The sequence below is a fragment of the Nocardioides agri genome, assembly GCF_013778305.1.
In the GTDB taxonomy this organism is placed as follows: domain Bacteria; phylum Actinomycetota; class Actinomycetes; order Propionibacteriales; family Nocardioidaceae; genus Nocardioides; species Nocardioides agri.
This window is the reverse complement of record NZ_JACEIC010000001.1, coordinates 60,140-82,184: the sequence shown is the minus strand read 5'-3', so window position 1 is coordinate 82,184 and position 22,045 is coordinate 60,140. Positions and strand designations below refer to the sequence as shown.

The window sequence follows — 22,045 nt, the reverse complement described above, 5'->3', positions numbered from 1 at the left end:
GAGGCTATCGGCCCGGTGCCTAGTTGACCTGCCGGTCCCGGCCCTCCCAGTACGGCGCGCGCAGCTTGAACTTCTGCAGCTTGCCGGTCGCCGTGCGGGCCAGCTCGTCGCGGAACTCGATGACCGTCGGCGCCTTGTAGCCCGCGGCCCGCTCCTTGCACCAGGCGATCAGCTCGGCCTCGGTCACCTGCTCGCCCTCGGCGAGCACGACCAGCGCGAGGATCGTCTCGCCCCACTTCTCGCTCGGGATGCCGATCACCGCGACCTCGGCGACCGCCGGGTGGGAGAAGATCACGTCCTCGACCTCGATCGAGGAGACGTTCTCGCCGCCGGTGATGATCACGTCCTTCTTGCGGTCCGAGATCGTCAGGTAGCCGTCGTCGCCGATGGTGCCGCCGTCGCCGGTGTGGAACCACCCGTCCGCGAGGGCCCGCGCGCTCTCCTCCGGCTGCTCCCAGTAGCCCTCGAGCACGACGTTGGACCGGGCGAGCACCTCGCCCTCGTTCTGCTCGTCCTCGGAGATCTTGAGCCGTACGCCGAGCGCGGGCGCCCCGGCCCGGGTGAGCAGCGTGGCCCGCTCCTCGGCCGGCAGGTGGTCCCACTCGGCGCGGGTGCGGTTGAAGGTCAGCAGCGGCGAGGTCTCGGTGAGCCCGTAGATCTGGATGAACTCCCAGCCGAGCTCCTCCTGGACCCGCCGGATCGTCTTCGTGGGCGGCGGCGCGCCGGCCATGATGATGCGCACCCGGTCGCGGCCGGGGATCTCGCCCTCCCACGTCTGCGCGGCGTCGAGCACCGCCGCGGCGACCGCCGGGGCCGCGCACATCACCGTCACGCCGTGGTCGCGCACCCGCCGCAGGATCTCGGCGCCGTCGACCTTGCGGAGCACGACCTGCTTGACCCCGAGACCGGTCATCGCGAACGGCATCCCCCACCCGTTGGCGTGGAACATCGGGAGCGTGTGCAGGTAGACGTCGCGGTCGCTCACGGTCGCGTGCATCGCGAAGGTCACCGCGTTGACCCAGATGTTGCGGTGGGTGATCTGCACGCCCTTGGGGCGGGCGGTCGTGCCGGAGGTGTAGTTGATGCACGCGGTGGCGTTCTCGTCCGGCTCCCAGGGCCGCGGCTCGGCGTCGATCGGCACGTCGATCGAGGCGGGATCGCCGAGCACGAACGTGAACTCCGCCTCGACGTCGCCCAGCGACTCGGCCAGCTCGGGGTCCACGAACAGCACCCGGGCGCCGGAGTGCTCGACGATGTAGCGCACCTCGTCGGGGCGCAGCCGGAAGTTCACCGGCACCAGCACCCGTCCGGAGCCGCACACGCCGAAGAACGCGGTGAGCAGCCGAGCGCTGTTGTGGCTGACGATCGCCACCCGGTCGCCGACGTCGATCCCGAGCCTGTCGAGCATCGCGGCCTGCAGACGGGCCCGCTGCCCGACCTCGGCGTACGTCATCTCGCCGAGCGAGGACGCGGGCTGGTCCGGTTCGTCGACGACCCCGATCCGGTCTCCGTAGACCTGCACGGCCCGGTCGATGAAGTCCGACACGCTGAACGGCACGATCATGTCCGTCACTGTAGCCAGCATCGGCCGATGAGAGTCCTCTCATCGACCTCTCACCGACGCCCCACGATCGGGGAGGATGGTGCCGACATGAGGACGATCTGGAAGGTGCTGCTCGGGGTGGCCGTGGTCGCCCCGATGACGGCGTACGTCGTGGGCTCGCTGGCGGCGTCCGCCACCGAGGAGCCGGCACCGCGCGAGACGATCGTGATCGAGGAGCCCGAGCCGACCCAGCCGAGCAGTCCGACGCCGCGACCGACCCCCACGCCCCCGACCGAGCCGCCCGCGCCGTCGGCCACGCCGGACGACGACGACGTCGAGGTGATCGTCCCCGACTACGAGGACTCCGACGACCGCGACGACCACGGTGACGACGACGGCGAGGACCACAGCGGCCACGGCAGTGGCGGTGGCGGCGGTGGCGGCGGCGAGGACCACAGCGGACCCGGCGGCGGTGAGGACGACTAGCGTCTCCGTCCGGGCTCGCATCACCGCGACCGTGGCGGTCCTCGTCCTCGCCGGCCTCGTCCTGGCCGGCGTCGTCGTCTTCACGATCGAGTCGCGCCGCCTCGACCAGGAGATCGCGGCGGAGGTCGACCAGGAGTTCGCCGAGCTCGGCGAGTTCGACCGCGCGAGCGACCGGCCCTTCGCCAGCGTCGAGGCGATGATCCGGCTCTTCCTGGAGCGCAACGTGCCCGACGACGACGAGCTGCTGCTCGGCTGGTGGGACGACGACGTCAGTGCCCAGTCGGTCGGCGACCTGCCGCTGTCGCGCGCCGAGCTGCGCGACGTCGTACGCCCCCTGCTCGACGACAACGGCACCGCACGGGTGGACTCCCCCGCCGGCGAGCTCCAGGTCGCCGTGCAGACGATCGAGCAGGGCGACCAGACCGGCGCGCTGGTGGTCGTCACGAACCTCGACCGGGCACGCGACGGCCTCCACGACACGATGCGCACCTACGCGATCGTCGCGCTGCTGGTGCTGCTGCTCGTCACGGCCGCGGCGTTCTGGCTGTCCGGCCGCCTGCTCGCGCCGCTGCGCACCCTGCGGGAGACCGCCGACGACATCACCGAGACCGACCTCTCGCAGCGGCTGCCGGTGACCGGGAACGACGACATCACCGCGCTGACCCGGACGTTCAACGGCATGCTCGACCGGCTGGAGGCCGCGTTCGTGGGGCAGCGGCAGTTCCTCGACGACGCCGGCCACGAGCTCAAGACGCCCCTGACCGTGCTCCGCGGCCACCTCGAGCTGCTCGACCCCGACAACCCGGACGACGTCGCCGAGACCCGCCTGCTGCTGCTCGACGAGATCGACCGGATGGCGCGGCTGGTCGGCGACCTCATCCTGCTCGCGAAGAGCGACCGCCCGGACTTCCTGCGACCCAGGCAGGTCGACGTCGGCGCGCTGACCGCCGACGTCGTGGCGAAGGCCCGCGGGCTCGGCGACCGGGAGTGGATCGTCGACGCGGTCGCCGACGCCGAGGTCGAGGCCGACGAGCAGCGGCTCACCCAGGCGCTGCTCCAGCTCGCCGACAACGCCGTGAAGCACACCGCGCCGGGCGACCCGGTCGCGATCGGGTCCGCGACGACCGGGGCCGACGTCCGCATCTGGGTCCGCGACACCGGCCCGGGGGTGCCGGCGGCAGATCGTCAGCTGATCTTCGAACGATTCGGCCGCTCCGCCGTACCTCCTGGTGACGAGGGCTTCGGGCTCGGCCTCTCCATCGTCGGCGCGATCGTGCGGGCGCACGGTGGCACGGTGGCAGTGGAGGACGCACGACCGGGCGCGCGGTTCGTGCTGACCCTGCCCCGGGTGACGAAGCTGGAGGACGAGTGGCCCGCATCCTGATCGTGGAGGACGAGGAGCGCATCGCGTCGTTCGTGGCCAAGGGCCTGCGCGCCGACGGGCACACGACCGCGGTCGCGGCCGACGGCCACGTGGGCCTGGACCGGGCGCTCAGCGGCGACTTCGACCTGGTCGTGCTCGACATCGGGCTGCCCGGCCTGGACGGCTTCTCGGTCCTCGAGCAGCTCCGCGCCCAGGGCTCGCGGGTGCCGGTCATCGTGCTCACCGCCCGCGACTCCGTGGGCGACACGGTCTCGGCCCTCGAGGGCGGCGCCGACGACTACATGCCCAAGCCGTTCCGTTTCGCCGAGCTGCTCGCCCGGATCCGGCTGCGTCTGCGCCCGGCCGCCGGCGGCGCCGCGTCGCGCGACGACGTCCTCGAGCACGGCGGCGTCCGTCTCGACCTCCGCACCCGGCGGGCCGCGGTCGGCGATCGCGAGGTCGAGCTGTCAGCGCGTGAGTTCGCGCTCGCGGAGATGTTCATGACGAACCCCGGCCAGGTGCTCTCCCGCGAGCAGCTCCTCGACCACGTCTGGGGCCTGGACTTCGACCCCGGCTCCAACGTCGTCGACGTCTACGTCGGCTACCTGCGCAAGAAGCTCGGCGCCGACAGCATCGCCACCGTGCGCGGCATGGGCTACCGGTTCGCCCGCTGAGCGCGTCAAGTCACCCGTCGCTCCGACCGATACCCCGGCATGCCGAACTGCCAGCGGTGCGGGGACTTCACCCTGCTCCCCGCCCTCTGCGTCGACTGCGACAAGCTCGGCCCTGCCCCGGAGGGTGCGGTCCCGCCGGCCGCCGAGCCCGTCCCTGTCCCCAGCTACCGGTCTCGCGTCGAGCCGTGGGACACGCTCGGCGCCGCCCCGAGACCGCAACCGGTGACGGCACCCATCACCGCGCCGACGCCCTACGCCGCGCCGACGCCGTACGCCGCGCCGCAGGTGGGCTACGGCTACCCCCCGACCCCGGCCGGACCCTGGCCCGGGCCACCGGTCCGCCCGCCCGCGCGCGACCCGTTCGCCTCCCTGGGCCGACGGGTCGTGGCCTACCTGCTCGACGGGGTGCTGATGTCGGTGCTCGCGATCGCGGCGGGCTTCCTCGGGGCTGCCCTCGCCGGCGGCAACGACGACGTCGCCGGGACCGTGATGTTCTTCGGGTGGGTCGCGGTCGTCGCGCTCTACTGGTACGTGCCGACTGCCCGGGCCGGCCGGACGCTCGGCAAGGCGGCCCTCGGGATCCGCGTGGTGCGGGCGGACGATCTCGTCACTCCTCCCGGCTACGGGTACGGCGCCGTCCGGTGCCTCGTGCAGGTGTGCTTCGAGGTCGTCCCGCTCGGGTCCCTGATCAACCTCCTCGTCGCCGGCACCGACTCCCCCGAGCGCCGCGCCGTCCACGACCGCGCGTCCGGCACCCGCGTGGTGCGGTCGGACTGGTCGCCCGCGGATGGGTATCCGATGCTGAACAGGCGGCCGCCCTCGGCCGCCACCGTCGTGCTCATCTCGCTCGCCTGCGTGGTCGCCGCGATCATGGTCGTCGCGATCCTGGCCGCGATCGTCGTCCCGGTGTTCCTCAACCAGCGGGACAAGGCGATCGACGTCCAGATGCGGCAGGACGCCGAAGCCGCCGCCAGCACCCTCGTGGCCGCGCACGGCACCCTCGCGTTCCCGATCGTGATCGACGAGGGCACCGTCGGCGTCGTCGGCGACGCGAGGCTCGAGCCCAGACCCGGTGACGCGATCACGATCACCCTCGCCCGCAACGGCAGCGGTGCCTTCTGCGTGCGCGTCGACAACGAGCGCGCTCGGTCGTCGATCTACCTCGACAGCGCCGCCGGCACGATCGGCACCGCGACGTGCGGCTACCGGGGCAGCATCACGATCACGAAGCGCTGATCCGCCCCACAGCGGGTCAGCGGGTGCGCAAACCACCACCCAGCCGCACCGCGGGCTGGCCGTCCAGCACGGGCTCGAGGGCCTCCGCGACCTCCCGCGGCAGCGGCCGGTCGCCCGAGCGCGGCGACAGGCAGGCGTCGACGATCTTGGCGACGTCCGAGGGCACGCGGTCGGGGAGCCGCGCGGGCTCCTCCGTCGGCACGCGGTAGGCGCGGTGCCCGGCGACCGCCTCGAAGAGCGTCGCACCCAGGCCCCAGACGTCGGAGGCGGGTGAGGGCTCGCCGTAGGCGTCCGGGTCCCACTGCTCGGGCGACATGTAGGCGTCGGTGCCGAGTCGCCGCGACCCCACGGCGTCGGCTGCGGGCCGCGCGATCGAGAGGTCGATCAGCCGGGCCGGGGCGCCCATGATGATGTTGCTCGGCTTCACGTCGAGGTGCACCCAGCCGAGGTGCGCGAGGTAGTGCAGGGCGCTGGCGAGCTCGACGGCGAGCGGGAGGTACTGCAGCTCCTGCAGCGGCCCGTAGCGACGCACGAGCGAGGACAGCCGCGGCCCGTCGATCTGCTCGAGCACGACGTGCGGGCGTGGACCCGCGAGCTCGTGCCGCAGCCCGCGTACGACGACCGGGTGGTTCACCGTCGCCAGCGCGTCCACCTCGCGGGCCAGTCCCCGCAGCGCCCGCGCGTCGTCGACCTGGTCGGGTCGCACGACCTTCACGACGACCGGGCCGTAGGTGGTGTCGTCGAACGCGAGGTACGCCTCGTAGGCGGACCCGCCGCCGAGCCGACGGACGGCCGTCAGCTCGGCGGTGATCGGGTCACCCTCGGCGAAGCCCCAGGTGGCCTCTGCCATCGGAGTCAGCCCCGGGTGTTGTGGCGGGTGCCGTCGTTGGTGTGGTGCCGCGAGCGGTCGACGTTGCCGCTGCCCGGGCCGTCGCTGGTGAGGTCGCGGACCCGGTCGCCGCGGCTGTCGTCGCCGCCGGTGCGGGTGTGCGTGCCGGTGTCGTCGCCGCCGCGGGTGCGGGTGCGGGTCTGGTGGTTGAGCCCGGTGTCGTCGTCATCGTCGTCGTCGACGGTGGTGACCAGCACCTGGCTGTCGTCGTCGCGCTTGAACGCGGTCTTCTTGTCGTGGTGGTCGGCGAACGCCGCGGGCGCCTGCCAGGCGATCAGCCCGGTCGTCACCATGGTGGCCAGCCCGAGGGCACCGGTGGTCATCAGCTTGCTCATCGTCGTCTCCTCGTCTCGGTGTTGCGACGAGGACGACGATCCCGGCCGGCGGTGAGGCGGCCATGAGCCCCGGATGAGACTCCTCTCACCGACGCCAGGCGGTCAGCCTCCGGGCGGGCGCGTCGGCGACGGGTGACTCGGACTGCTCCCAGACGCGCCGCCAGCGGGCGACGTCCGGCCCCGACGGGTCCGGCACGGCACCGGCGGCGACCCGGCGCCGGGCCTCCCACCAGGTCGTGCGGTCCTCGTCGAGCAGCGCGGCGACCGCGTCCTTGATCCGGGGCGCGAAGTCACGCACGGACTCGTCCTCGCCGGGCACGAGCGGCTCACCGAAGCGGACCGTCAGCTGCCGCCGGCCGGCGGCGGGCCACCCGGCGCCGCGCGGCATGGCGGCGTAGGTGCCCCGGTGCGCGACGGGGACGACGGGGACGCCGTGCTCCTTGGCCAGGAACGCGGCTCCCATCCGGAACTTGCCCATCCAGCCGTCGACCGAGCGGGTGCCCTCGGGGTAGATCACCAGGCTCCAGCCGTCGGCGAGCACCTCGCCCGGCGTGGCGGCCATCGTGCCGCCGCGACGGTCGATCGGGAACGTGTTGAAGAGCAGGGACGAGCCGACCGCGCGCCACCACGTGTCGAAGAAGTAGTCGGCCGCGGCCGCCACCGCGGTGCGCCGCCGCCACGCGTCGGGCAGCGACAGCAGGATCAGCGGGGTGTCGAGGTGCGAGGCGTGGTTGGCGACGAAGATCACCGGACCGTCGATCCGCTCGAGCACGTCGAGACCCTCGACCCGGGCGCGCACCTGCGAGCGGAAGAGCGGCTCGAGCCCGGCCTTCTGGGCCACCTCACGGGCCGCCATGGCCGGCCGGCGCCGCGACCACTCCGTGCGGAACACCGTCGAGTGCGCGGCCGGCACCCACTCCTCGGCGGACCGCGGCACCTGGCTGCGCCGGCCCCACCGCCACCCGCGCGCGACCAGGCGGACCTCGTCGACCGACTCCTTGATGAAGCTGCTCATCGGGGTCCCCGATCGATTGTCGGGCGGAGGAGCGAAGCGGGGGAGCTCGAGAATCGAGTGGGGTGGTTCATCGCACGTGCGCCAGGAGGTGCGGCGGGTTGTGGAGATAGGTGATCGACGGCGACGAGCCGACGGTGCCCGACGCCATCTCCAGCGCGTCCTGGAGCGTCGTCGCGGCCCGGAAGCCCAGCCGGGCGGCGGCGCGGCGGTCCGCGCCGACCCAGATCACCTCGTCGACGTGGTCCATCGCGTGCGCCGACCAGTACCACATGTAGAACGGGTGGACGCCGTGGTAGGCGTGCGAAGTGCGGTAGAGGTGGCGGTACCAGGGGTCCTCGGCGAACTGCTGCTCGTACTTCTCCCCCACGACCGCCGGGTCGGTCGACTCCGCGAGCACCTCCTCGTAGAAGTCGACGTACGACGGGTGGTGCAGCTGGTTGAACCCCTCGTTGAGCGGGTGGTAGAGGATCACCGCGCCGCCCTTCCGGACGACGGGCTGCCCGAGGTAGGAGTTGAAGTAGTAGCCCAGGCCCATGCAGGTGGCCAGGATCGGGTTGAGCGAGGAGTTCACGTTGTAGGGCCCGACGTACGGGATCCCCATCACCAGCACGTCGGACTGGCCCTGCACCTCGACCAGGTGCTGCTGGTGCACCTTCTGCAGCGTCCGCTCGTGCACCGCCTCGACCTCGCCGGCGTTGACGCCGGTGAGGCCGTAGACCGAGCGCATGTCGTGGAACATCTTGTGCCGCAGCTTCTGCGGCGCGACCGACAGCCCCCGCCGTACGCCGAGCATCGTGGCCTGGTCCTTGACCGACCACTCCCACTCGCGCTTCTGCAGGAACTCGTAGGGCTTGGGGAAGATGTCGTTGTTGAGCGTGGTCTCGATCTGGAAGACCTTGACCGTCTCCTTGATGACCCGGCCCATCCGCCAGGCGGAGTGGTGCATCGCGGAGTGCTTGTGGTCCATAAACGATCGCGAGTGCACCATCGTCTTGGCGTTGTGGTGGTGGCGCAGCGACGTGTACGACGCGAGCCCGATGCCGACGGACTTGTGGCCGCCGTCCATGGCGACGAGGTTGACGTTGACGTAGACCAGCAGGTCGGACTCGGCGGCCCGCTTGCTGATCTCGATGTCCTCGCCCTTGTCGGTCGTGCCGAGGTGGGCGAGGTCGTCGCGGTCCTCGGCGTCGAAGTTGTAGAGGTCGCCCTGCGGGTAGAACGAGCGGAACACCCGCTCCCCCACGATGTGCTTCAGCTCCGCCGCCGTCATGCGCCGGTGCAGCGCGTTGGCGGCGATCAGCTTCACGTCGTCGACGCCCGCCTCGGCCGCCATCGTCAGCACGTGCTCGATGATCCGGCCGCGGATGTCGGGCGCCTTCATGGTCGGCAGCGGCAGCGACAGGTCGTCGAAGGCGATCGTGAGCCGCATGCCGGGGAAGAGCAGCGTCGGCAGCGGGTCGGAGTCCACCGGGTGCAGCAGCGCCTCACGGATCGCCGCGTCCACGTCGGGGACGGCGGGCAGGGACTCGGGCGGGTAGACGACACGGGTCCCGAGGGGGAAGGAGTCCTCCAGCCGGAAGCCGAGTCCCTCGTGGACGACGAGCGGCGGGGTGCGGTCGTCCACCTCGAGCACGAATCCAGGGCGACTCATTGCGAACTCCTCATTGTGACGAGCGGGGGTCGAAGGCCACCTTGACCGTGCCGAGCCGGCCGGCCGAGTGGGCGTGGTCGAGCGCTTCTCGCCACCGGTGCAGCGGATAGGCGGTGACGGTCTTGGCGAGCTGTTGGACGGCGTCGGTCGCGGCCAGCTCGATCGCCTTGTCGAAGGCCTCGTCGCCCTGCGCCGAGGCGTAGGTCCCGACGACCTCGAGCTCGCGGAACCACGCCGCGGACAGGTCGGCGGCGGCCGGCATCCCGGACAGCACGACGCGGCCGCCCGCCCGGGTCGCCTGCAGCGCGGTCTCGAGCGACTGCTTGCTGCCCACCGCGTCGATCGCGACGTCCACGCCGCCGAGCAGGTACGGCGAGGAGAACTGCGGCTCGAGCTGGAAGGCGCCGGTCGCGCGGCGTACCCGCCGGAGCACCTCGCCGGGCGCGACCACCTCGGTCGCGCCGAACTCGCGAGCCAGCTCGCGCTGGTGGGCGTGCTTGGCGACGACGATGATCTCGCCGGCGTCGGTGAGCTCGCGCAGGGCGAGCGTGGCGAAGAGCCCGACCGATCCTGCGCCGCTCACCAGCACGCGGTCGCCGCTGCGCAGGCCGGCCCGCCGCGCGGTGTGCACCGCACAGGCGAGGGGCTCGACCAGGATCGCCTGCTCGTCGGAGAAGCCGTCGGGCACCGGGTGCAGCTGGCTGCGGTGCGCCGCCAGCTGCTGGCCCCAGCCGCCGCCGGTGTCCTTGCAGAAGCCGGTCTGCAGGCCGGGGGCGAGGTGGCCGACGGTGATCCGCTCGCAGCGGTTGGTCTGGCCGCTGGCGCAGTGCGTGCACGGCTCGACGCCGCGCGCCGCGCAGGTGAGCACCGGGTCCACGACCACGCGGGTGCCCTTCGGCAGGTCCTCGCAGTCCTCGAGCAGCTCGGCGACCACCTCGTGGCCGGGCACGAAGGGCAGCGAGACGACCGCGGAGAAGTAGAGGCTGGTCCGCCCCGACAGCGCGCCGAGGTCGGAGCCGCAGATGCCGGACAGCCGGGTGCGCAGCCGCGCCCACCCGGGCCGGTCGACCCGCGGCTCGTCCAGCGTCACGAGCCGCAGCGGCGCGGCGAAGCCCGACAGCACGCCCGGCATCCGGCCGCCGATCGCCTTGCCGGCCACGGTCCGCGGCACGGACCGGAACATCTCCAGCGCCAGCATCATCCGAGACCACCTGCCGGGTTGAGGCTGCGCCCGTTGGACTCGGAGCTGGCCCAGTCGACGATCGTCCATCGCTGCCGGCGCGCGTGCCGGTAGAGCGAGACGTCGGGCTTGACGACGACCGGCCGGCCGACGGCCTCCAGCAGCGGGAGGTCGGAGTGGGAGTCCGCGTAGCCGTACGACGCCGCGAGGTCGATGCCGTGCGCCGCGGCGTACGACCGCATCCAGGCGGCCCGCGACTCCCCCACCAGCGGCGACGACGCCAGGAACCCGGTGCACACGCCACGGTCGTCGACGGCCAGGTCCGCGGCCTCGATGTGGTCGAAGAGCGGCGCCAGCGGACGCGTCAGCGGCCGGATCGCGCCGGTGATCAGCACCGTGCGCTGGCCGGCGTTGCGGTGCTCCCGGATCCGGCGCACGGCGTCGGGCGAGAGCCGGGACAGCACGTGGTCGGTCAGGTGCTCGTCGGCGATCGCGTCGAGGTCGGCGAGCCGCGCACCTTCGTACTGGCGGTAGACCGCCCGCAGGAAGGCGCTGCGCTCTCGGCGCTCCGCGCGCACCAGCGCCGGCACCTTCGCGGCGACCCGCCCGATCTCGCCCCACCGCTCGGTGCCGCTCTGCTCGCGCAGCCGCAGCCACAGGTAGGTCTCGATGACGTTCGACGACAGCAGGGTCCCGTCCATGTCGAAGAACGCCGCGACCGCCGAGCCCTCGCGGACCGGCTTGAGCACCGGGTCGCTGGCGGCCCGGCGCTTGCGACGCGCCTCGTCCATCCGTCGCACCGGCGCGGTGACGGCCGGGCAGTGCACGTCGCCGAGGTAGTGCGGCCAGTCGATGACGGCGGTGTCGAAGCCGAAGCTGGCCCGGTCCTCGGCGCTCAGCGACCGGTAGAGCGCGTGGGTCTGCGCGTCGGAGAAGCGGAGCTCGGCCTGGGCGTACTCGCGGTAGAGGTCGAGGTAGCGGCGCAGGAACTCCAGCCGCCGGCCCTGCTGGTCGAGCTTGCGGGCGAGGTCGCGGGTCCGGTCGCCGCGGGGCGCGTGGCCCACGACGTAGTCGGCGACCTTGTGGGCACGCTCGCTGGTGGTCAGCAGCCGCTCCACGGACGAGGCGCCCGGGAAGCGCCAGTCGGGCAGCCGGGCGGCACCGCGGTCGCCCGCGGCGAACGGGTGCTCGTCGAAGTAGCCGCGGATGGTGTCGTAGAGCACCCGGAACGTGAGCGGGTTGCGGTCACCCGAGGAGACGTGGAAGTACGCCGGGTCGCCGGGCTCGGGCGGGTGCGCCAGCACCGCGACGATGGCGGCGACGACGTGGTCGACCGGCACGATGTCGACGATGGTGTCGGGCGAGGACGGGAACTCCGGCAGCTCGCCGCGCCCGTAGGCCAGGATCAGCGGCTCGGCCATCTTGAAGCCCTCGATCCAGCCCGGGTAGGGCCGCTCCAGGGCGGACTCGATGATGCTCGGCCGGACGATCGAGACCCGACGCGGCTGGGCGGCGTCGCGGGCGTGCTGCTCGACGACCCGCTCGCCGAGCGCCTTCGTGAACGTGTAGCAGTCGGTCCACCCGAGGCTGCGCGCCCGCTCGGAGCCGATCCGCACGAGCTCGCGCTTCACCCACTCCTTGCGAGCGGACTCGGTGGCCGCGGCCGCGGTCAGCAGGCCGGCGCGGCTGTGGGTGCGCTCGGCCTTGCGCCGCTCGCGCTCGAGCACGGTCGCGCTCCGGCTCTGGTGCTCGACGACCCGTCGCTGGGAGAGCCCCCACGCCAGCTCGGCCTCGAGGTCGACGTCGTGGTCGACGGGGCCCTCGGGGATGCTGCCGCGCCGGCGGCCGGCGACGTACGCCGTGGAGATGTGCACGTAGTGCAGGTCCGGTCCCGCCTCGCGCACCCGGGCCAGCAGCTCGCGGGTGCCCTGCACGTTGGTGCGGAAGCCCTCGTCGACCGGCGGGTCGAAGGAGACGTCGCCCGCGCAGTGCACCACCGCGTGCAGGCCGCTCGGCAGGACCGGCGCGTCGGCCAGGTCGCCCTCGAGGACGTCGACCCGCGCGGCCATCAGCTCGTCGACGCCACCGGCGGCCTCGACGACATCGGCGAACGCCGGCTTGCGCAGCAGCGCGGCCGTCCGGGCGGCGGCGCTGGTGGACCCCTTGGGCCGGACCAGCACGGTCACCCGCACGCCGGGCACGTCGCTCAGCAGCAGCAGGAGCAGCGCCTCGCCGACGAACCCCGTGACGCCGGTGAGCAGGACGTGCTGTCCGTCGAGCCGTTCGGCGATCCTCGGGCCCTGCGTCATGCACGTCCTCCTCGGTCGGTCGTTTCGGTCGTGCGCGAGCTCAGCGGCGCGCGCGGTCGTCCCGGCGGTTGCGCAGGAACACCAGCGGCAGCAGCAGCGCGCCGACGAGCGAGGCCAGCCAGACGATCACCGTGGCCGCGATCCACGTCTCGATGCCGGTGATCGACATCTCGTCGGTCAGCAGCGTCGTGATGATCAGCCCGAGCAGCGTCGCGACCAGCGCCACGCCGCCGCGCAGCGCCGGTGCCGCGGAGATCGCCATCTGGGTGAGCATCGGCTGGGCCAGGGCGTAGACGACCGTGAAGATGACGACGGCGATCAGGAACGCCGAGGCCGTCACGGTCATGTCGTCGAGCAGGTACGCCGCGACACCCAGCCCCACGGCGTTCGCGAGCAGTGTGATGCCCACGTTGATCAGCAGCCGGATCATGCCCGAGAACCTACTACCGATCACCAGTCCAGCAAGGCCTGCCGTCTCAGCGTCCTGCTACCGACAAGTAGAGGTCGCGGTGCACCTCGGCGCACCGCTTCCAGGTGAACTCCCGGCAGTGCTCGAGCCCGCGGACGGCGAGGTCGGGCCCCTGCGCCCGGGCGTCCAGCACGGCGCGCGCGATCGCGCGGGCGTCGTCGGGGTCGAACATCACCGCGGCGTCACCGCAGATCTCCGGCAGCGACCCTGCGTTCGCGGCCGCAACCGGGCAGCCGGAGGCCATCGCCTCGAGCGGCGGCAGGCCGAAGCCCTCGTAGCGGCTCGGGAACGCCAGGACGGAGGCTCGCCGGTAGAGCGACAGCAGCTCCTCGCGCGAGACGAGGCCGCGCCGGTCGACCCACTCCGGGAGGTCGTCGCCGAGGGAGTCGAGGCCGCCACCGGTCAGCACCAGGCGCAGGCCCGGCACCTCCTCGCGGACCAGGCGCATCGCCTCCAGCAGCCGCCCGTGGTTCTTGTGCGGCCAGCCGCGGGCCGGGTACAGCACGAAGTCCTCGCGCTCCCCGACCACCGGCGCGAAGTGGCTGGTGTCGACGCCCAGGTGGGCGACGTGCACGGTGTCGGGGTCGAGGCCGTAGTGGCGCACGATCTGCTGCTTGGAGAACTCGCTGATCGTGATCACCGCCGAGGCCCGCCGCGTCGGCCGGTCGTAGGTGAACCTCCGGTAGACCTGCTCGGCGCGCGAGAACAGCTCCGGCAGGTCCTTGTGCTGGGTGTCGAGCAGCGTGACCACCGCCCGGGACCCGCGCGGGGCCGGTGGCGCCGGCACGCTCAGCGGGTAGTGCACCACGTCGGCGTCCGCGAGCGCCCGGCGCAGGTCCTTGCTCCGCCGCGACTGGAGCTGGCTCTCGAGCCGCCCGCGGGTGCCGTCCGCGCCCGCCACCCGCTCGACCACGTGCTCGCGCACGCCCTCGGAGAAGCCCGCAGCAGCGCGCGGCAGGTAGGTCGTGACGTCGAGCTCGGGCATCGCGGCCAGCTCCCGCGTGAGCTCGCGCGCGTAGGTCTCGCTGCCGCCCATGCCGCCGGGGACGAGGCTGAGCATCGGCAGGGCGACCGCGACACGACTGGCGGAGGGCCCGGTGGACGCGCCCGTGGACGCTGGCGAGAAGGACATGCGGGCGGTCGTCTCCGTCTCTCGGCGTCGGTCTCGGCGCGGGGAGGCCTCATGCTAGTACCGGCCCACCGCGTCGCCGCCGGGGCGTGCCCTAGCCTTGTGCCGCGTGCCCGCGGCCGGGCGCTCGTACGACGACGAGGAGTCTTGTGACAGACCAGCACCCCCGCTATCGGGCCCTCCTGACCGGGGTCACCGGCCAGGACGGGTGGTACCTCGCCCGACGGCTGCTCGCCGAGGGCCAGGAGGTGCACGGGATCGTCCGGGACGAGAGCGTCGTCGACAGCATCTCGGCCGAGCTCCCCGGCCTGCAGATCCACGTCGCGGATCTGCGTGACAACGACAGCCTGCTGCGTGCCCTCGACGCCGCGGCCCCCGACCGGCTGTTCAACCTCGCCGGCTCCACGTCCGTCGCCCGCTCGTGGGAGGCCCCGGTCGAGACGGCGGACACCATCGGCATCGGCGCGGTGCGCCTGCTGGCCGCGGCGTGGGAGCAGCAGGAGCGGACCGGGCGCGAGATCCGCTTCCTCCAGGCGTCGAGCGCGGAGGTCTTCGGCGACCCGGCGACCGCCCCGCAGAGCGAGCGGACGCCGCGCAACCCGATCACGCCGTACGGCGCCGCGAAGGACTTCGCGCACACGATGGTGCAGGTCTACCGGCACCGCGGGCTCTACGCCACGGCGGCGATCCTCTACAACCACGAGTCGCCGCGCCGGCCCACGACGTTCGTCGCCCGCAAGATCACCGCCGCCGTGGCGGCGATCGCACGCGGGCGGCTCGACCACCTGTCGCTGGGCAACATGGACGCGCTGCGCGACTGGGGCTACGCCCCCGACTACGTCGACGCGATGATGCGCATCCTCGACGCCCCCGAGCCGCATGACTACATCGTCGCCACGGGCAACGCCCACAGCGTGCGCGACTTCCTCCGCGAGGCGTTCGCCGTGGTCGGGATCGACGACTGGGAGTCCTACGTCTCCGTCGACCCGAACCTCTACCGGCCGGCCGACCCGCGCGCGCTGGTCGGCGACGCCGCCCGGCTCCGGGAGCTCGGCTGGGAGCCGACCGTCAGCTTCTCGGAGCTCGTGCGCACCATGGTGCAGGCCGACCTCGACGAGCTCGAGGCGACCCCGGCGCTCGACGGCGAGGTGCACGCATGACGGCGAGCCGCCCGTCGGTGCTCGTCGTGATGCCGACGCTCGGCGAGCGTCCCGCGACGCTGACCGACGCGATGCGCAGCGCGCTCGACCAGGAGGGCGTCGACGTCCGGCTCGTGCTCGTCGTCCCGACGGCCGCCGTCGACGCCCGCGCCGTCGCCCGCGAGCTGGGTGCCGACGTCGTCGACGACCCGCGCCGCGGACTGACCGCCGCGGTCAACGCCGGTCTCGACGCCCGGCGGGGCGAGGAGTTCTACGCCTGGCTCAACGACGACGACCTCTTCCTGCCCGGCGCCCTGGCCCACCTGGCCGGGCTGCTCGAGGCACAGCCCTCGGCGGTCGTCGCGTACGGCGCCTGCGACTACATCGACCCCGACGGCCGATCGGTCGGCGTCAGCCGCGCCGGTGCGTGGGCCACGCGGATCCTCGGCTGGGGACCCAACCTGGTGCCGATGCCGTCGTCCCTGATCCGGCTGAGCGCCCTGGACGCCGTCGGCCCCTACGACGAGTCGTTGAAGTACGCGATGGACCTGGACGTGTTCCTGCGACTGCGCAGGCAGGGCCGCTTCATCGCGACGCCGACGATCACCTCGTGCTTCCGCTGGCACCCCGACTCGATCACGGTGGCCAACCGGGCCCTGTCCAGCGCCGAGTCCGAGGCGATCAAGCACCGCTACCTGCGCCCGTGGGTCCGGCCGTTCGCTCCGCTGTGGGACGTGCCCGTCCGGCTCGCGAGCCGCTGGGCCGCGCAACGGCTCAACGACCGGGCGAAGGCACTGACCGACTAGAGGTGCTTGAGGGCTTCGCGGCGCGACAGCCCGGAGAGCCGATCGCCGTGCCGGGCCACCTCGGCCCGCACCCATGCCGGGTCGGTGCGCGCGTAGTCGCGCAGCGCCCAGCCGATCGCCTTGCGCAGCCAGAACGTCTGGTCGTCGACGTTGGCGTCGATCGCGTGCCGCAGCAGGGCGACGTCGGTCTCGCCCCTGCGGCCCACCTGGCAGATCACGGCCACCCGCCGCACCCACAGGTCGGCGTCGGTCGCCCAGGACATCAGCGTGGCGGTGAGGTCGGCGGGGTGCGCCTCGAGCGACGGTCGGACGAGGTGCTGCGCGGTCTCGTCGACCACGTCCCACCACGCGCCGGTGACGACGAGGTGGCGGAAGAGCGGCACCGACGGCGGCGCGAGCCACGCCCGGGCGCGACGGTGCCGCGCGACCGCCAGCGCGGCGTACCGCTCCTCGCGGTGGGTCGCTCCGTCCCACAGCGTCCGAATCGACGTCTCCCACGCGCCGCGGTCGACGGGCCGGTAGCCGGCCAGCAGCGGTCGCAGCAGCGCCTTGAGCTCGGGCGCGGTGTAGCCGCGGCAGGGCAGCTCGGACTTCATGTAGCGCTGCTGCTCGGCCGCGCGCTCGGGGTCGCCGCCGGCCGCCAGCGCGGCCCGCACGGCGGCCACGAGGTCGTCGGCATCGGGGCGGTCCATGGTGGGCGCAGAGGGGATCGAACCCCCGACCACCTCCTTGTAAGGAATGGCCGGATATGCGTTGTGCTGACCTGCGGAAACGGCGTCGGATCCCGAGCATTGTGCATCAAGGAAGGTGGTCAAGCCGAGGCTCAGTTCTCGGTGGTCTGCATGTCCTCGAGCTTCCAGCGCTCGGTGCTCGGTTGGTACCGGACGGTGCACTCGTAGCTGTTGCGGAGCAGCGCGCCGAAGCCGTTCTCGGAGTCGACGTCGCCTCGCACCGTCCAGCTGCCGTCGGAGTTTTCGGAGGCGACCTCGCTGGAGAAGTCCGCTGTGCCCGGCGACTTCAGCCGGTCCTCCACGAACTGCTGGCACACGTCCTTGGCGCCGTACTCTCCCCCGCCGTCGTCCTCGCCGCCGCTGCTGCAGCCGACGGCGAGTACCGCAAGCACGGGGGTCAGCGCGATCGTCGCAAGCTTCATGCCGTCTCCTCCTGATGAACATCATCGTCGGCGAGCCGACGCCGTAGGTAGGCCCGCTCGGCGGGGTGTAGGTGCTCGAGGCGGGCCCGGAGCGTGCCGCGGTCGACCCACAGCTCATCGGCGGCCTCGTCGACGCACGACGCCCAGGCGAGTGCCTCCCCCACCTCGCGGATGTCGGGGAGCAGTCGGCGGGCGGCCTCCTTGTCGACCTCGCGCTCCTCGCGCTCGCTGAACCCTCGCACCGCCGGCCCGCGCTCGAGGTGCACCACCTCGTGGGTCACCGTCGATCGACGCTCGGCCTGCGTCATCCCCCGCCGGATCGACACGTCCTGGGTGGAGTGCCGGCACCAGCCCGCGGGGCCGTCGTCGTGCCAGTGGAGCGTGACGTGCACGAGCTCTCGGAGCCGGCGCCAGGGGTGGTACTGCATGGCCGGGACCGTAGAGACCACCGCCGACATCGCGACAGTCCCTCTACGTCGTCGAGGTCCGGGCCGCGATGTCGTCGAGCAGAGATCGACGGTAGTCCTCCACCGCAGCGGTGAACTCTTCCCAGGAGACCTGGTCCTCGGCATCTCCGGGGAGATCGGACACCTCGTCCGTCAGCTCGAACGCATGCGGGAGCGTGGCCCGGTACGCATCGAGGACCTTCTGCCCGAGGTCCGGGTCCTCGCTGAAGGCCTCGACCTGCGGCCCCGTCACGAGGACGACACGGCCACTGGGGTACTTCGCGTACCAGTTCGCAATGGCCGCCGCCATCGTGGCCGTCTTGCCGCTACCTGTGCGCGCCCAGACGACGCCCTTCGGTTCCGTCATGGGGGCGGCGTCTCGGTGGACATCGCCATCACCTCGCTCGGTCGTCGCATCAACGATGGTGCGAACCAGGTGAGCTACAGCGGCCGCCTGTTCCTCGGTGAGGTCCCGAGTGCCAGCTGGCAGCAGCTCGACCAGCCGGGCCTCCCCTTGAGAGACGTCCAGCCCTAGCGACTCCGCGGCCGCCAGCGTCACGACCTTCTCGGAGAGCTTTAGCCCCCGAGCCAGCGCCTTCACGGTCGGTGGGTCGGGGAAGTTCTTGATCGGTTGCGTCACCAGCTGCTGGAGCCTCTTGCTGGACGGGCTGCCCCCGCAGTCTCGGGAGAGCTCGCCGTACGAACGGGCTCCTCGATGTGTGTCGATGAGCCTGCCCAGGTCCACGCCGCCACCCTCCACCGCTTGCCACGTGCGGGCAAGCCCCATCTAGGGACGCCCGCCTACCGCTGTTTGCCGTCTCAGAGTAGCCCTAGCGCCTACCAGAAATGTGCGTTCTGACCTGCGTCGATGCGTTGACGTGCAGAACTACAGCGATCGAATTTCTTGACAGCCTGCCTAGCGGTAGGCACTCTGTTGCCCACTACTGCTTGACAGATAGGCACCTACCGACGGAGGATCAATGCACAGAGCACGAAGATGGCCGAGGGGAACGTTCATGAAGCTCACCAACCGCCAGTTGCTGAAGGCGCTGGTCGGCGACCACGAGGGCGCAAAGATGAGCCAGCGCAAGCTGGCGAGGTACGCCGGCAAGCACCCGTCGTTCATCAACCACCTCACCAGCGGTCGGCGGAAGTCGTGTGAACCGCGTACTGCCGAACTCATCGTGGAGGCGCTTGACGTCCCGCTCCACGTCCTTTTCGTGCCCGAGCAGGCAAGCACTGCTAGCCGTACCGGCAAGGAACAGGTGGCATGAGAAAGAGCAGCACGGCTCGCAGCACGATCGCGCGGATCGCGGCGAACGAGCGGTGGGCGAAGACCGAGGACCGGTCGGCCGCCACCCAGCCCGCGCGTGACGCGATGGCCCGGAAGTTCGAGGACCAGGTCGACCCCGACCGCGTCCTCCCCGCTGCGGAGCGCGCGAAGCGGGCGGAGAACGCCAAGCGCGCGCACTACCAGCGCATCGCCCTCAAGTCGGCCCAGGCCCGGCGCGCGAAGAAGTCCGCCTGACTCAGAAAAGCCCGCAGGGCCCGGCTCATCGCTCGGCAGCGACCGGACCCCACGAACGAGAGGAGTCTCCCATGACGGAGACCAGCACCACCAGCAGGAACACCGCGGCGGCCACCGCCGACCGGCTCAAGGTCGTCGCCGACCTCCTCGCCGCTCACCCCGACCTGCCTGCCCCATGCGTCTTCGCGTACTCCGGCAGCGGCCACGTCGAGGTCACCTGGCAGCTGATGAACACCGACGGCCACAAGGACAACCAGCGGGACGCCGCCCGGACGATCATCGCCGCCCTCGGCGGGAAGTGGACCAAGAATCCGTGGGACGACCGCTTCGACTTCGCCCGGCCGCTCGACGGCGGCATCACGCTCCAGATCTTCGCGCATCGCGATCAGCTGTGTGAGCGCATCGTCACCGGCAGCGAGACCGTCACGATCCCGGCCGTCGAGGCGCAGCCCGAGCGCACCGAGCAGCGCGAGGTCGTCGAGTGGCGCTGCCACCCGCTCCTGGCCGACGAGGCGGTGTCGGCGTGAGCACCCCGGTCACCACCCTGGCGCTGCTCGCGGTCGCCCAGCACGCCGCCGACCACGGCCTCGCCCTCGACGCAGTCGATGCCCCGCGCCACACCGGCGACCCGATCCAGATTCGGATCTTCGCCGAGCACTTCGAGGCCTGGCTGGACACCGTCACCAACCTGCAGGTCGAGGAGCGCCGGCCGGTCTCCAGCCAGCCCGGCTCCCAGGTCCTCACCCACCGGGCGACCGTGCCCTCCCCCATCGGCGACGTCGCTGTCGAGCTGTGGACCGTGGTGTTGGCGCCGTCCGGCCTCCGGCTGCTCGGGAGCGCGTCGTGAACGCCCCCGACCCCACACCTGACCTGGCCGCGGTCTACGTGCACCCCTGCAACGGCCGCCGGTACCGGATCCGCGAGGTCACCGACCACCATCTGGTGCTGGTCCGCGTCGACGTCCACGAGCCGGGGATCGGCCACCTCATCTCCCGCGAAGCGTTCGAGGGGCACTACGTGAAGGTCGACGACCTCACGGGCCTCGTCGACGTCCTCGGGATCCTGGTCGACTCCGTTCGCCGCTCGGGCGAGCAGCCGGCCGTCGAGTTCACCGCCGGCCCGACCGGGTTCGGACCGCAGTGGTCGGACGCGAACCTCGCGCGGGTCTTCGGGCTCGATCAGCCCGCCGGAGGTGCGTCGTGACCGCGGCGCTGTCGGCTCGGGCACTGGTCGCCCCGGCACCGACCGAGCCCCCGTCGCCGTACGACCGCTGCGACGAACTCGACGAGACCCGGCCGGCCGACATCGACGAGTGCGGTCGGTGCGACGGCACGGGGATGTACGTCGACGTCGTCGACGGCGAGTCCGGCTACCGGCTGTGCTCGTGGTGCGCCGGGACCGGGATGCGGGGTGTGGCATGAGCGCCCCCGACCAGCACGAGATGACTGGCCCCCTGCGGATCGACGACCCGTCGGTCCCCGAGGTCGTGGGTCGCCCGATGGACCACAAGAAGCAGAAGGCTCAGAGGACCCGCGGCCCGATCCCGGCCCGGCAGGGCAACGGCTACTACGCCGACCACGCCACCGGCGACCGGCTCCGGTCCGTCACGACCATCCTCGGTGGCGGCGTCCCCAAGCCTGCGCTCCTCTTCTGGGCCGCGATCACCTGCACCGACGCCGCGATCGAGGCACTTCCCCAGCTCGTCGCGGCCTCGCGCCGGCCCGAGCAGCTCGCCGAGCTGCGGGACTGGATCAAGCGGGCCCACACCCGGAAGAAGGACGAGCGCGCCGAGGTCGGCTCCTTGGTCCACTCGGTGATCGAGTCCCGGATCCTCGGCACGCCAATGCCGGAGTCCATCCGCGTCGGCGACACCGAGTGGGCGGTCGACGGTCCCGAGCTCGCGCCGTTCCTGGCAAACCTGGTCCGGTTCGAGAAGGAGTGGCGGCCGCGGTGGACCGCGTCGGAGATGGTCGTGGCGAACCCCGAGCACGGATACGCCGGGACGCTCGACTACATGATCGGCGCCGAGGGCCCGATCGGCGAGGAGCTGCGGTCCCGGGGCTACTTCGTTCCGCCCGCGTGCGACCTGATGGGCGACACCAAGACCGGCGGCGAGTGGGACCGCGTCACCTCCCAAGGCCACGTGCACGGGGTCTACCCGGAGGCCGGCCTGCAGATGTCGGCCTACCGCAAGGCGACCGTCGCGTGGATGCGTGACGGCTCCCGAGTGCCGATGCCGCCCACCGCCGAGGTCGGCGTGGTCCTGCACCTGCGGCCGGAGGGCTACCGGCTCTACCCGGCGCGGTGCGGCGATCGAGAGTACGCGTACTTCCGCCACGCGCAGATGGTCGACGAGTGGTCCTCGCGGATCGCTTCCGCCAAGACCGACGACCCCGTGATCGGCAAGGCGCTCGCGCTGCAGGCCGCTGCTGAGGCGGTGGCGTGATGGCGACCGACCAGCTCGTGCTCGAGATCCCCGGCTGGGAACCGCTCTCGGTCGACCCCACCCCCGCGATGAAGGCCGGCACGCAGCGCGTGCTTCAGCACTCCTGGTGCGGCGCCGTCGTCATCGTCCCCTCCCCCGCCCGCGCCCACCTGGGCGACTGCCCCGCCTGCGACCGACCGACCGACGGCTGGTGGGAGCAACGCCTCCCCGTCGCCGGCGTCTCCGCACCTGACCGGAAGGCCTCCTGA

Annotated in this window: 27 protein-coding genes; 14 read left to right on the top strand and 13 right to left on the bottom strand. The window is 72.2% G+C overall.

The features are described 5' to 3' along the window. Window positions 1-19: 19 nt before the first annotated feature. Window positions 20-1,564 carry an AMP-binding protein gene (locus HZF07_RS00535; protein WP_157346181.1) on the bottom strand — a complete coding sequence of 515 codons (1,545 nt, stop codon included), beginning with the start codon at window positions 1,562-1,564 and terminating at the stop codon, window positions 20-22. A gap of 87 nt (window positions 1,565-1,651) precedes the next feature. On the opposite strand from HZF07_RS00535, the gene HZF07_RS00530 reads away from it, so the two are divergent. The 4 genes from HZF07_RS00530 (at window position 1,652) to HZF07_RS00515 (ending at window position 5,302) form a co-directional block, all read left to right on the top strand. Next, window positions 1,652-2,029: a hypothetical protein gene (locus tag HZF07_RS00530; RefSeq protein ID WP_157346172.1), complete on the top strand. Its 378-nt coding sequence runs from the start codon at window positions 1,652-1,654 to the stop codon at window positions 2,027-2,029. Between the two features lie 31 nt (window positions 2,030-2,060). Then, window positions 2,061-3,413, top strand: coding sequence for a sensor histidine kinase (locus tag HZF07_RS00525; protein ID WP_309504149.1), 1,353 nt, complete (start codon window positions 2,061-2,063; stop codon window positions 3,411-3,413). Then, window positions 3,398-4,066, top strand: coding sequence for a response regulator transcription factor (locus HZF07_RS00520; protein ID WP_181644583.1), 669 nt, complete (start codon window positions 3,398-3,400; stop codon window positions 4,064-4,066). The genes HZF07_RS00525 and HZF07_RS00520 overlap by 16 nt, the downstream gene beginning before the upstream one ends. 222 nt (window positions 4,067-4,288) lie before the next feature. After that, the gene (locus HZF07_RS00515) at window positions 4,289-5,302 is read left to right on the top strand and encodes an RDD family protein (RefSeq protein ID WP_157346170.1); all 1,014 of its coding nucleotides are present in this window, start codon (window positions 4,289-4,291) and stop codon (window positions 5,300-5,302) included. Between the two features lie 16 nt (window positions 5,303-5,318). Here the strand turns inward: HZF07_RS00515 and HZF07_RS00510 are convergent, their stop codons facing one another. The 8 genes from HZF07_RS00510 to HZF07_RS00475 form a co-directional block, all read right to left on the bottom strand. Beyond that, on the bottom strand, window positions 5,319-6,152 hold the full coding sequence (locus HZF07_RS00510; protein ID WP_157346168.1) for a serine/threonine-protein kinase: 834 nt from the start codon (window positions 6,150-6,152) through the stop codon (window positions 5,319-5,321). Window positions 6,153-6,157: 5 nt separating this feature from the next. After that, window positions 6,158-6,526 carry a hypothetical protein gene (locus HZF07_RS00505; protein WP_157346166.1) on the bottom strand — a complete coding sequence of 123 codons (369 nt, stop codon included), beginning with the start codon at window positions 6,524-6,526 and terminating at the stop codon, window positions 6,158-6,160. Window positions 6,527-6,611: 85 nt separating this feature from the next. Then, complete coding sequence (locus HZF07_RS00500) at window positions 6,612-7,541, bottom strand: lysophospholipid acyltransferase family protein (protein ID WP_157346164.1); 930 nt, start codon at window positions 7,539-7,541, stop codon at window positions 6,612-6,614. Window positions 7,542-7,608: 67 nt separating this feature from the next. Continuing rightward, window positions 7,609-9,192, bottom strand: a complete 1,584-nt coding sequence (locus HZF07_RS00495) for an NPN-dependent hydroxyacid isomerase, LarAH14/15/16 family (RefSeq protein WP_157346162.1) — start codon at window positions 9,190-9,192, stop codon at window positions 7,609-7,611. A gap of 10 nt (window positions 9,193-9,202) precedes the next feature. After that, window positions 9,203-10,393 carry a zinc-dependent alcohol dehydrogenase gene (locus HZF07_RS00490; RefSeq protein WP_157346160.1) on the bottom strand — a complete coding sequence of 397 codons (1,191 nt, stop codon included), beginning with the start codon at window positions 10,391-10,393 and terminating at the stop codon, window positions 9,203-9,205. Further along, complete coding sequence (locus HZF07_RS00485) at window positions 10,390-12,681, bottom strand: HAD-IB family hydrolase (RefSeq protein ID WP_157346158.1); 2,292 nt, start codon at window positions 12,679-12,681, stop codon at window positions 10,390-10,392. Before HZF07_RS00485 ends, HZF07_RS00490 begins: the two co-directional genes overlap by 4 nt. A 40-nt stretch (window positions 12,682-12,721) precedes the next feature. Continuing rightward, on the bottom strand, window positions 12,722-13,111 hold the full coding sequence (locus HZF07_RS00480; protein ID WP_157346156.1) for a phage holin family protein: 390 nt from the start codon (window positions 13,109-13,111) through the stop codon (window positions 12,722-12,724). A gap of 46 nt (window positions 13,112-13,157) precedes the next feature. Continuing rightward, window positions 13,158-14,282 carry a glycosyltransferase family 4 protein gene (locus HZF07_RS00475; protein ID WP_157346154.1) on the bottom strand — a complete coding sequence of 375 codons (1,125 nt, stop codon included), beginning with the start codon at window positions 14,280-14,282 and terminating at the stop codon, window positions 13,158-13,160. A 146-nt stretch (window positions 14,283-14,428) separates the two neighbouring features. On the opposite strand from HZF07_RS00475, the gene HZF07_RS00470 reads away from it, so the two are divergent. Continuing rightward, window positions 14,429-15,439 (top strand): GDP-mannose 4,6-dehydratase, encoded by a 1,011-nt coding sequence (locus HZF07_RS00470; protein WP_181644582.1) that lies wholly within the window; start codon window positions 14,429-14,431, stop codon window positions 15,437-15,439. After that, window positions 15,436-16,224, top strand: coding sequence for a glycosyltransferase (locus tag HZF07_RS00465; protein WP_157346152.1), 789 nt, complete (start codon window positions 15,436-15,438; stop codon window positions 16,222-16,224). The genes HZF07_RS00470 and HZF07_RS00465 overlap by 4 nt, the downstream gene beginning before the upstream one ends. Here the strand turns inward: HZF07_RS00465 and HZF07_RS00460 are convergent. The 4 genes from HZF07_RS00460 to HZF07_RS00445 form a co-directional block, all read right to left on the bottom strand. After that, a complete protein-coding gene (locus tag HZF07_RS00460) occupies window positions 16,221-16,916 on the bottom strand; it encodes a DNA alkylation repair protein (RefSeq protein WP_157346150.1) in 696 nt (231 codons plus the stop codon). The genes HZF07_RS00465 and HZF07_RS00460 overlap by 4 nt on opposite strands. A 131-nt stretch (window positions 16,917-17,047) precedes the next feature. Further along, window positions 17,048-17,377, bottom strand: a complete 330-nt coding sequence (locus HZF07_RS00455; protein ID WP_157346148.1) for a hypothetical protein — start codon at window positions 17,375-17,377, stop codon at window positions 17,048-17,050. Continuing rightward, window positions 17,374-17,805, bottom strand: coding sequence for a hypothetical protein (locus tag HZF07_RS00450; RefSeq protein WP_157346146.1), 432 nt, complete (start codon window positions 17,803-17,805; stop codon window positions 17,374-17,376). The genes HZF07_RS00455 and HZF07_RS00450 overlap by 4 nt, the downstream gene beginning before the upstream one ends. Window positions 17,806-17,848: 43 nt before the next feature. Beyond that, entirely contained in the window at window positions 17,849-18,568 is a 720-nt protein-coding gene (locus HZF07_RS00445) for a DEAD/DEAH box helicase family protein (RefSeq protein ID WP_157346144.1), read from the bottom strand. Window positions 18,569-18,839: 271 nt separating this feature from the next. Here HZF07_RS00445 and HZF07_RS00440 point away from each other — a divergent pair, with 271 nt between their 5' ends. The 8 genes from HZF07_RS00440 to HZF07_RS00405 all read left to right on the top strand — a co-directional run bounded on the left by HZF07_RS00440 (window position 18,840) and on the right by HZF07_RS00405 (window position 22,045). After that, complete coding sequence (locus HZF07_RS00440; protein WP_157346142.1) at window positions 18,840-19,097, top strand: helix-turn-helix domain-containing protein; 258 nt, start codon at window positions 18,840-18,842, stop codon at window positions 19,095-19,097. Further along, window positions 19,094-19,351 carry a hypothetical protein gene (locus HZF07_RS00435; protein WP_157346141.1) on the top strand — a complete coding sequence of 86 codons (258 nt, stop codon included), beginning with the start codon at window positions 19,094-19,096 and terminating at the stop codon, window positions 19,349-19,351. Before HZF07_RS00440 ends, HZF07_RS00435 begins: the two co-directional genes overlap by 4 nt. Before the next feature lie 71 nt (window positions 19,352-19,422). Further along, window positions 19,423-19,878 (top strand): hypothetical protein, encoded by a 456-nt coding sequence (locus HZF07_RS00430; protein WP_157346139.1) that lies wholly within the window; start codon window positions 19,423-19,425, stop codon window positions 19,876-19,878. Beyond that, entirely contained in the window at window positions 19,875-20,198 is a 324-nt protein-coding gene (locus HZF07_RS00425) for a hypothetical protein (RefSeq protein WP_157346137.1), read from the top strand. The genes HZF07_RS00430 and HZF07_RS00425 overlap by 4 nt, the downstream gene beginning before the upstream one ends. Continuing rightward, window positions 20,195-20,554 carry a hypothetical protein gene (locus HZF07_RS00420; protein WP_157346135.1) on the top strand — a complete coding sequence of 120 codons (360 nt, stop codon included), beginning with the start codon at window positions 20,195-20,197 and terminating at the stop codon, window positions 20,552-20,554. Before HZF07_RS00425 ends, HZF07_RS00420 begins: the two co-directional genes overlap by 4 nt. Further along, window positions 20,551-20,772, top strand: coding sequence for a hypothetical protein (locus HZF07_RS00415; RefSeq protein ID WP_157346133.1), 222 nt, complete (start codon window positions 20,551-20,553; stop codon window positions 20,770-20,772). The genes HZF07_RS00420 and HZF07_RS00415 overlap by 4 nt, the downstream gene beginning before the upstream one ends. Continuing rightward, window positions 20,769-21,797, top strand: coding sequence for a hypothetical protein (locus tag HZF07_RS00410; RefSeq protein ID WP_181644581.1), 1,029 nt, complete (start codon window positions 20,769-20,771; stop codon window positions 21,795-21,797). The genes HZF07_RS00415 and HZF07_RS00410 overlap by 4 nt, the downstream gene beginning before the upstream one ends. Continuing rightward, window positions 21,797-22,045 (top strand): hypothetical protein, encoded by a 249-nt coding sequence (locus tag HZF07_RS00405; protein WP_157346130.1) that lies wholly within the window; start codon window positions 21,797-21,799, stop codon window positions 22,043-22,045. The genes HZF07_RS00410 and HZF07_RS00405 overlap by 1 nt, the downstream gene beginning before the upstream one ends.

Bases quoted from the DNA above. Each gene is read 5' to 3' on its own strand.
- HZF07_RS00455 (WP_157346148.1), bottom strand. From the start codon at position 17,377: ATGAAGCTTGCGACGATCGCGCTGACCCCCGTGCTTGCGGTACTCGCC.
- HZF07_RS00500 (WP_157346164.1), bottom strand. From the start codon at position 7,541: ATGAGCAGCTTCATCAAGGAGTCGGTCGACGAGGTCCGCCTGGTCGCG.
- HZF07_RS00410 (WP_181644581.1), top strand. From the start codon at position 20,769: ATGAGCGCCCCCGACCAGCACGAGATGACTGGCCCCCTGCGGATCGAC.
- HZF07_RS00435 (WP_157346141.1), top strand. From the start codon at position 19,094: ATGAGAAAGAGCAGCACGGCTCGCAGCACGATCGCGCGGATCGCGGCG.
- HZF07_RS00430 (WP_157346139.1), top strand. From the start codon at position 19,423: ATGACGGAGACCAGCACCACCAGCAGGAACACCGCGGCGGCCACCGCC.
- HZF07_RS00530 (WP_157346172.1), top strand. From the start codon at position 1,652: ATGAGGACGATCTGGAAGGTGCTGCTCGGGGTGGCCGTGGTCGCCCCG.
- HZF07_RS00475 (WP_157346154.1), bottom strand. From the start codon at position 14,282: ATGTCCTTCTCGCCAGCGTCCACGGGCGCGTCCACCGGGCCCTCCGCC.
- HZF07_RS00450 (WP_157346146.1), bottom strand. From the start codon at position 17,805: ATGCAGTACCACCCCTGGCGCCGGCTCCGAGAGCTCGTGCACGTCACG.
- HZF07_RS00510 (WP_157346168.1), bottom strand. From the start codon at position 6,152: ATGGCAGAGGCCACCTGGGGCTTCGCCGAGGGTGACCCGATCACCGCC.
- HZF07_RS00465 (WP_157346152.1), top strand. From the start codon at position 15,436: ATGACGGCGAGCCGCCCGTCGGTGCTCGTCGTGATGCCGACGCTCGGC.
- HZF07_RS00490 (WP_157346160.1), bottom strand. From the start codon at position 10,393: ATGATGCTGGCGCTGGAGATGTTCCGGTCCGTGCCGCGGACCGTGGCC.
- HZF07_RS00480 (WP_157346156.1), bottom strand. From the start codon at position 13,111: ATGATCCGGCTGCTGATCAACGTGGGCATCACACTGCTCGCGAACGCC.
- HZF07_RS00485 (WP_157346158.1), bottom strand. From the start codon at position 12,681: ATGACGCAGGGCCCGAGGATCGCCGAACGGCTCGACGGACAGCACGTC.
- HZF07_RS00405 (WP_157346130.1), top strand. From the start codon at position 21,797: ATGGCGACCGACCAGCTCGTGCTCGAGATCCCCGGCTGGGAACCGCTC.
- HZF07_RS00495 (WP_157346162.1), bottom strand. From the start codon at position 9,192: ATGAGTCGCCCTGGATTCGTGCTCGAGGTGGACGACCGCACCCCGCCG.
- HZF07_RS00505 (WP_157346166.1), bottom strand. From the start codon at position 6,526: ATGAGCAAGCTGATGACCACCGGTGCCCTCGGGCTGGCCACCATGGTG.
- HZF07_RS00440 (WP_157346142.1), top strand. From the start codon at position 18,840: ATGAAGCTCACCAACCGCCAGTTGCTGAAGGCGCTGGTCGGCGACCAC.
- HZF07_RS00535 (WP_157346181.1), bottom strand. From the start codon at position 1,564: ATGATCGTGCCGTTCAGCGTGTCGGACTTCATCGACCGGGCCGTGCAG.
- HZF07_RS00460 (WP_157346150.1), bottom strand. From the start codon at position 16,916: ATGGACCGCCCCGATGCCGACGACCTCGTGGCCGCCGTGCGGGCCGCG.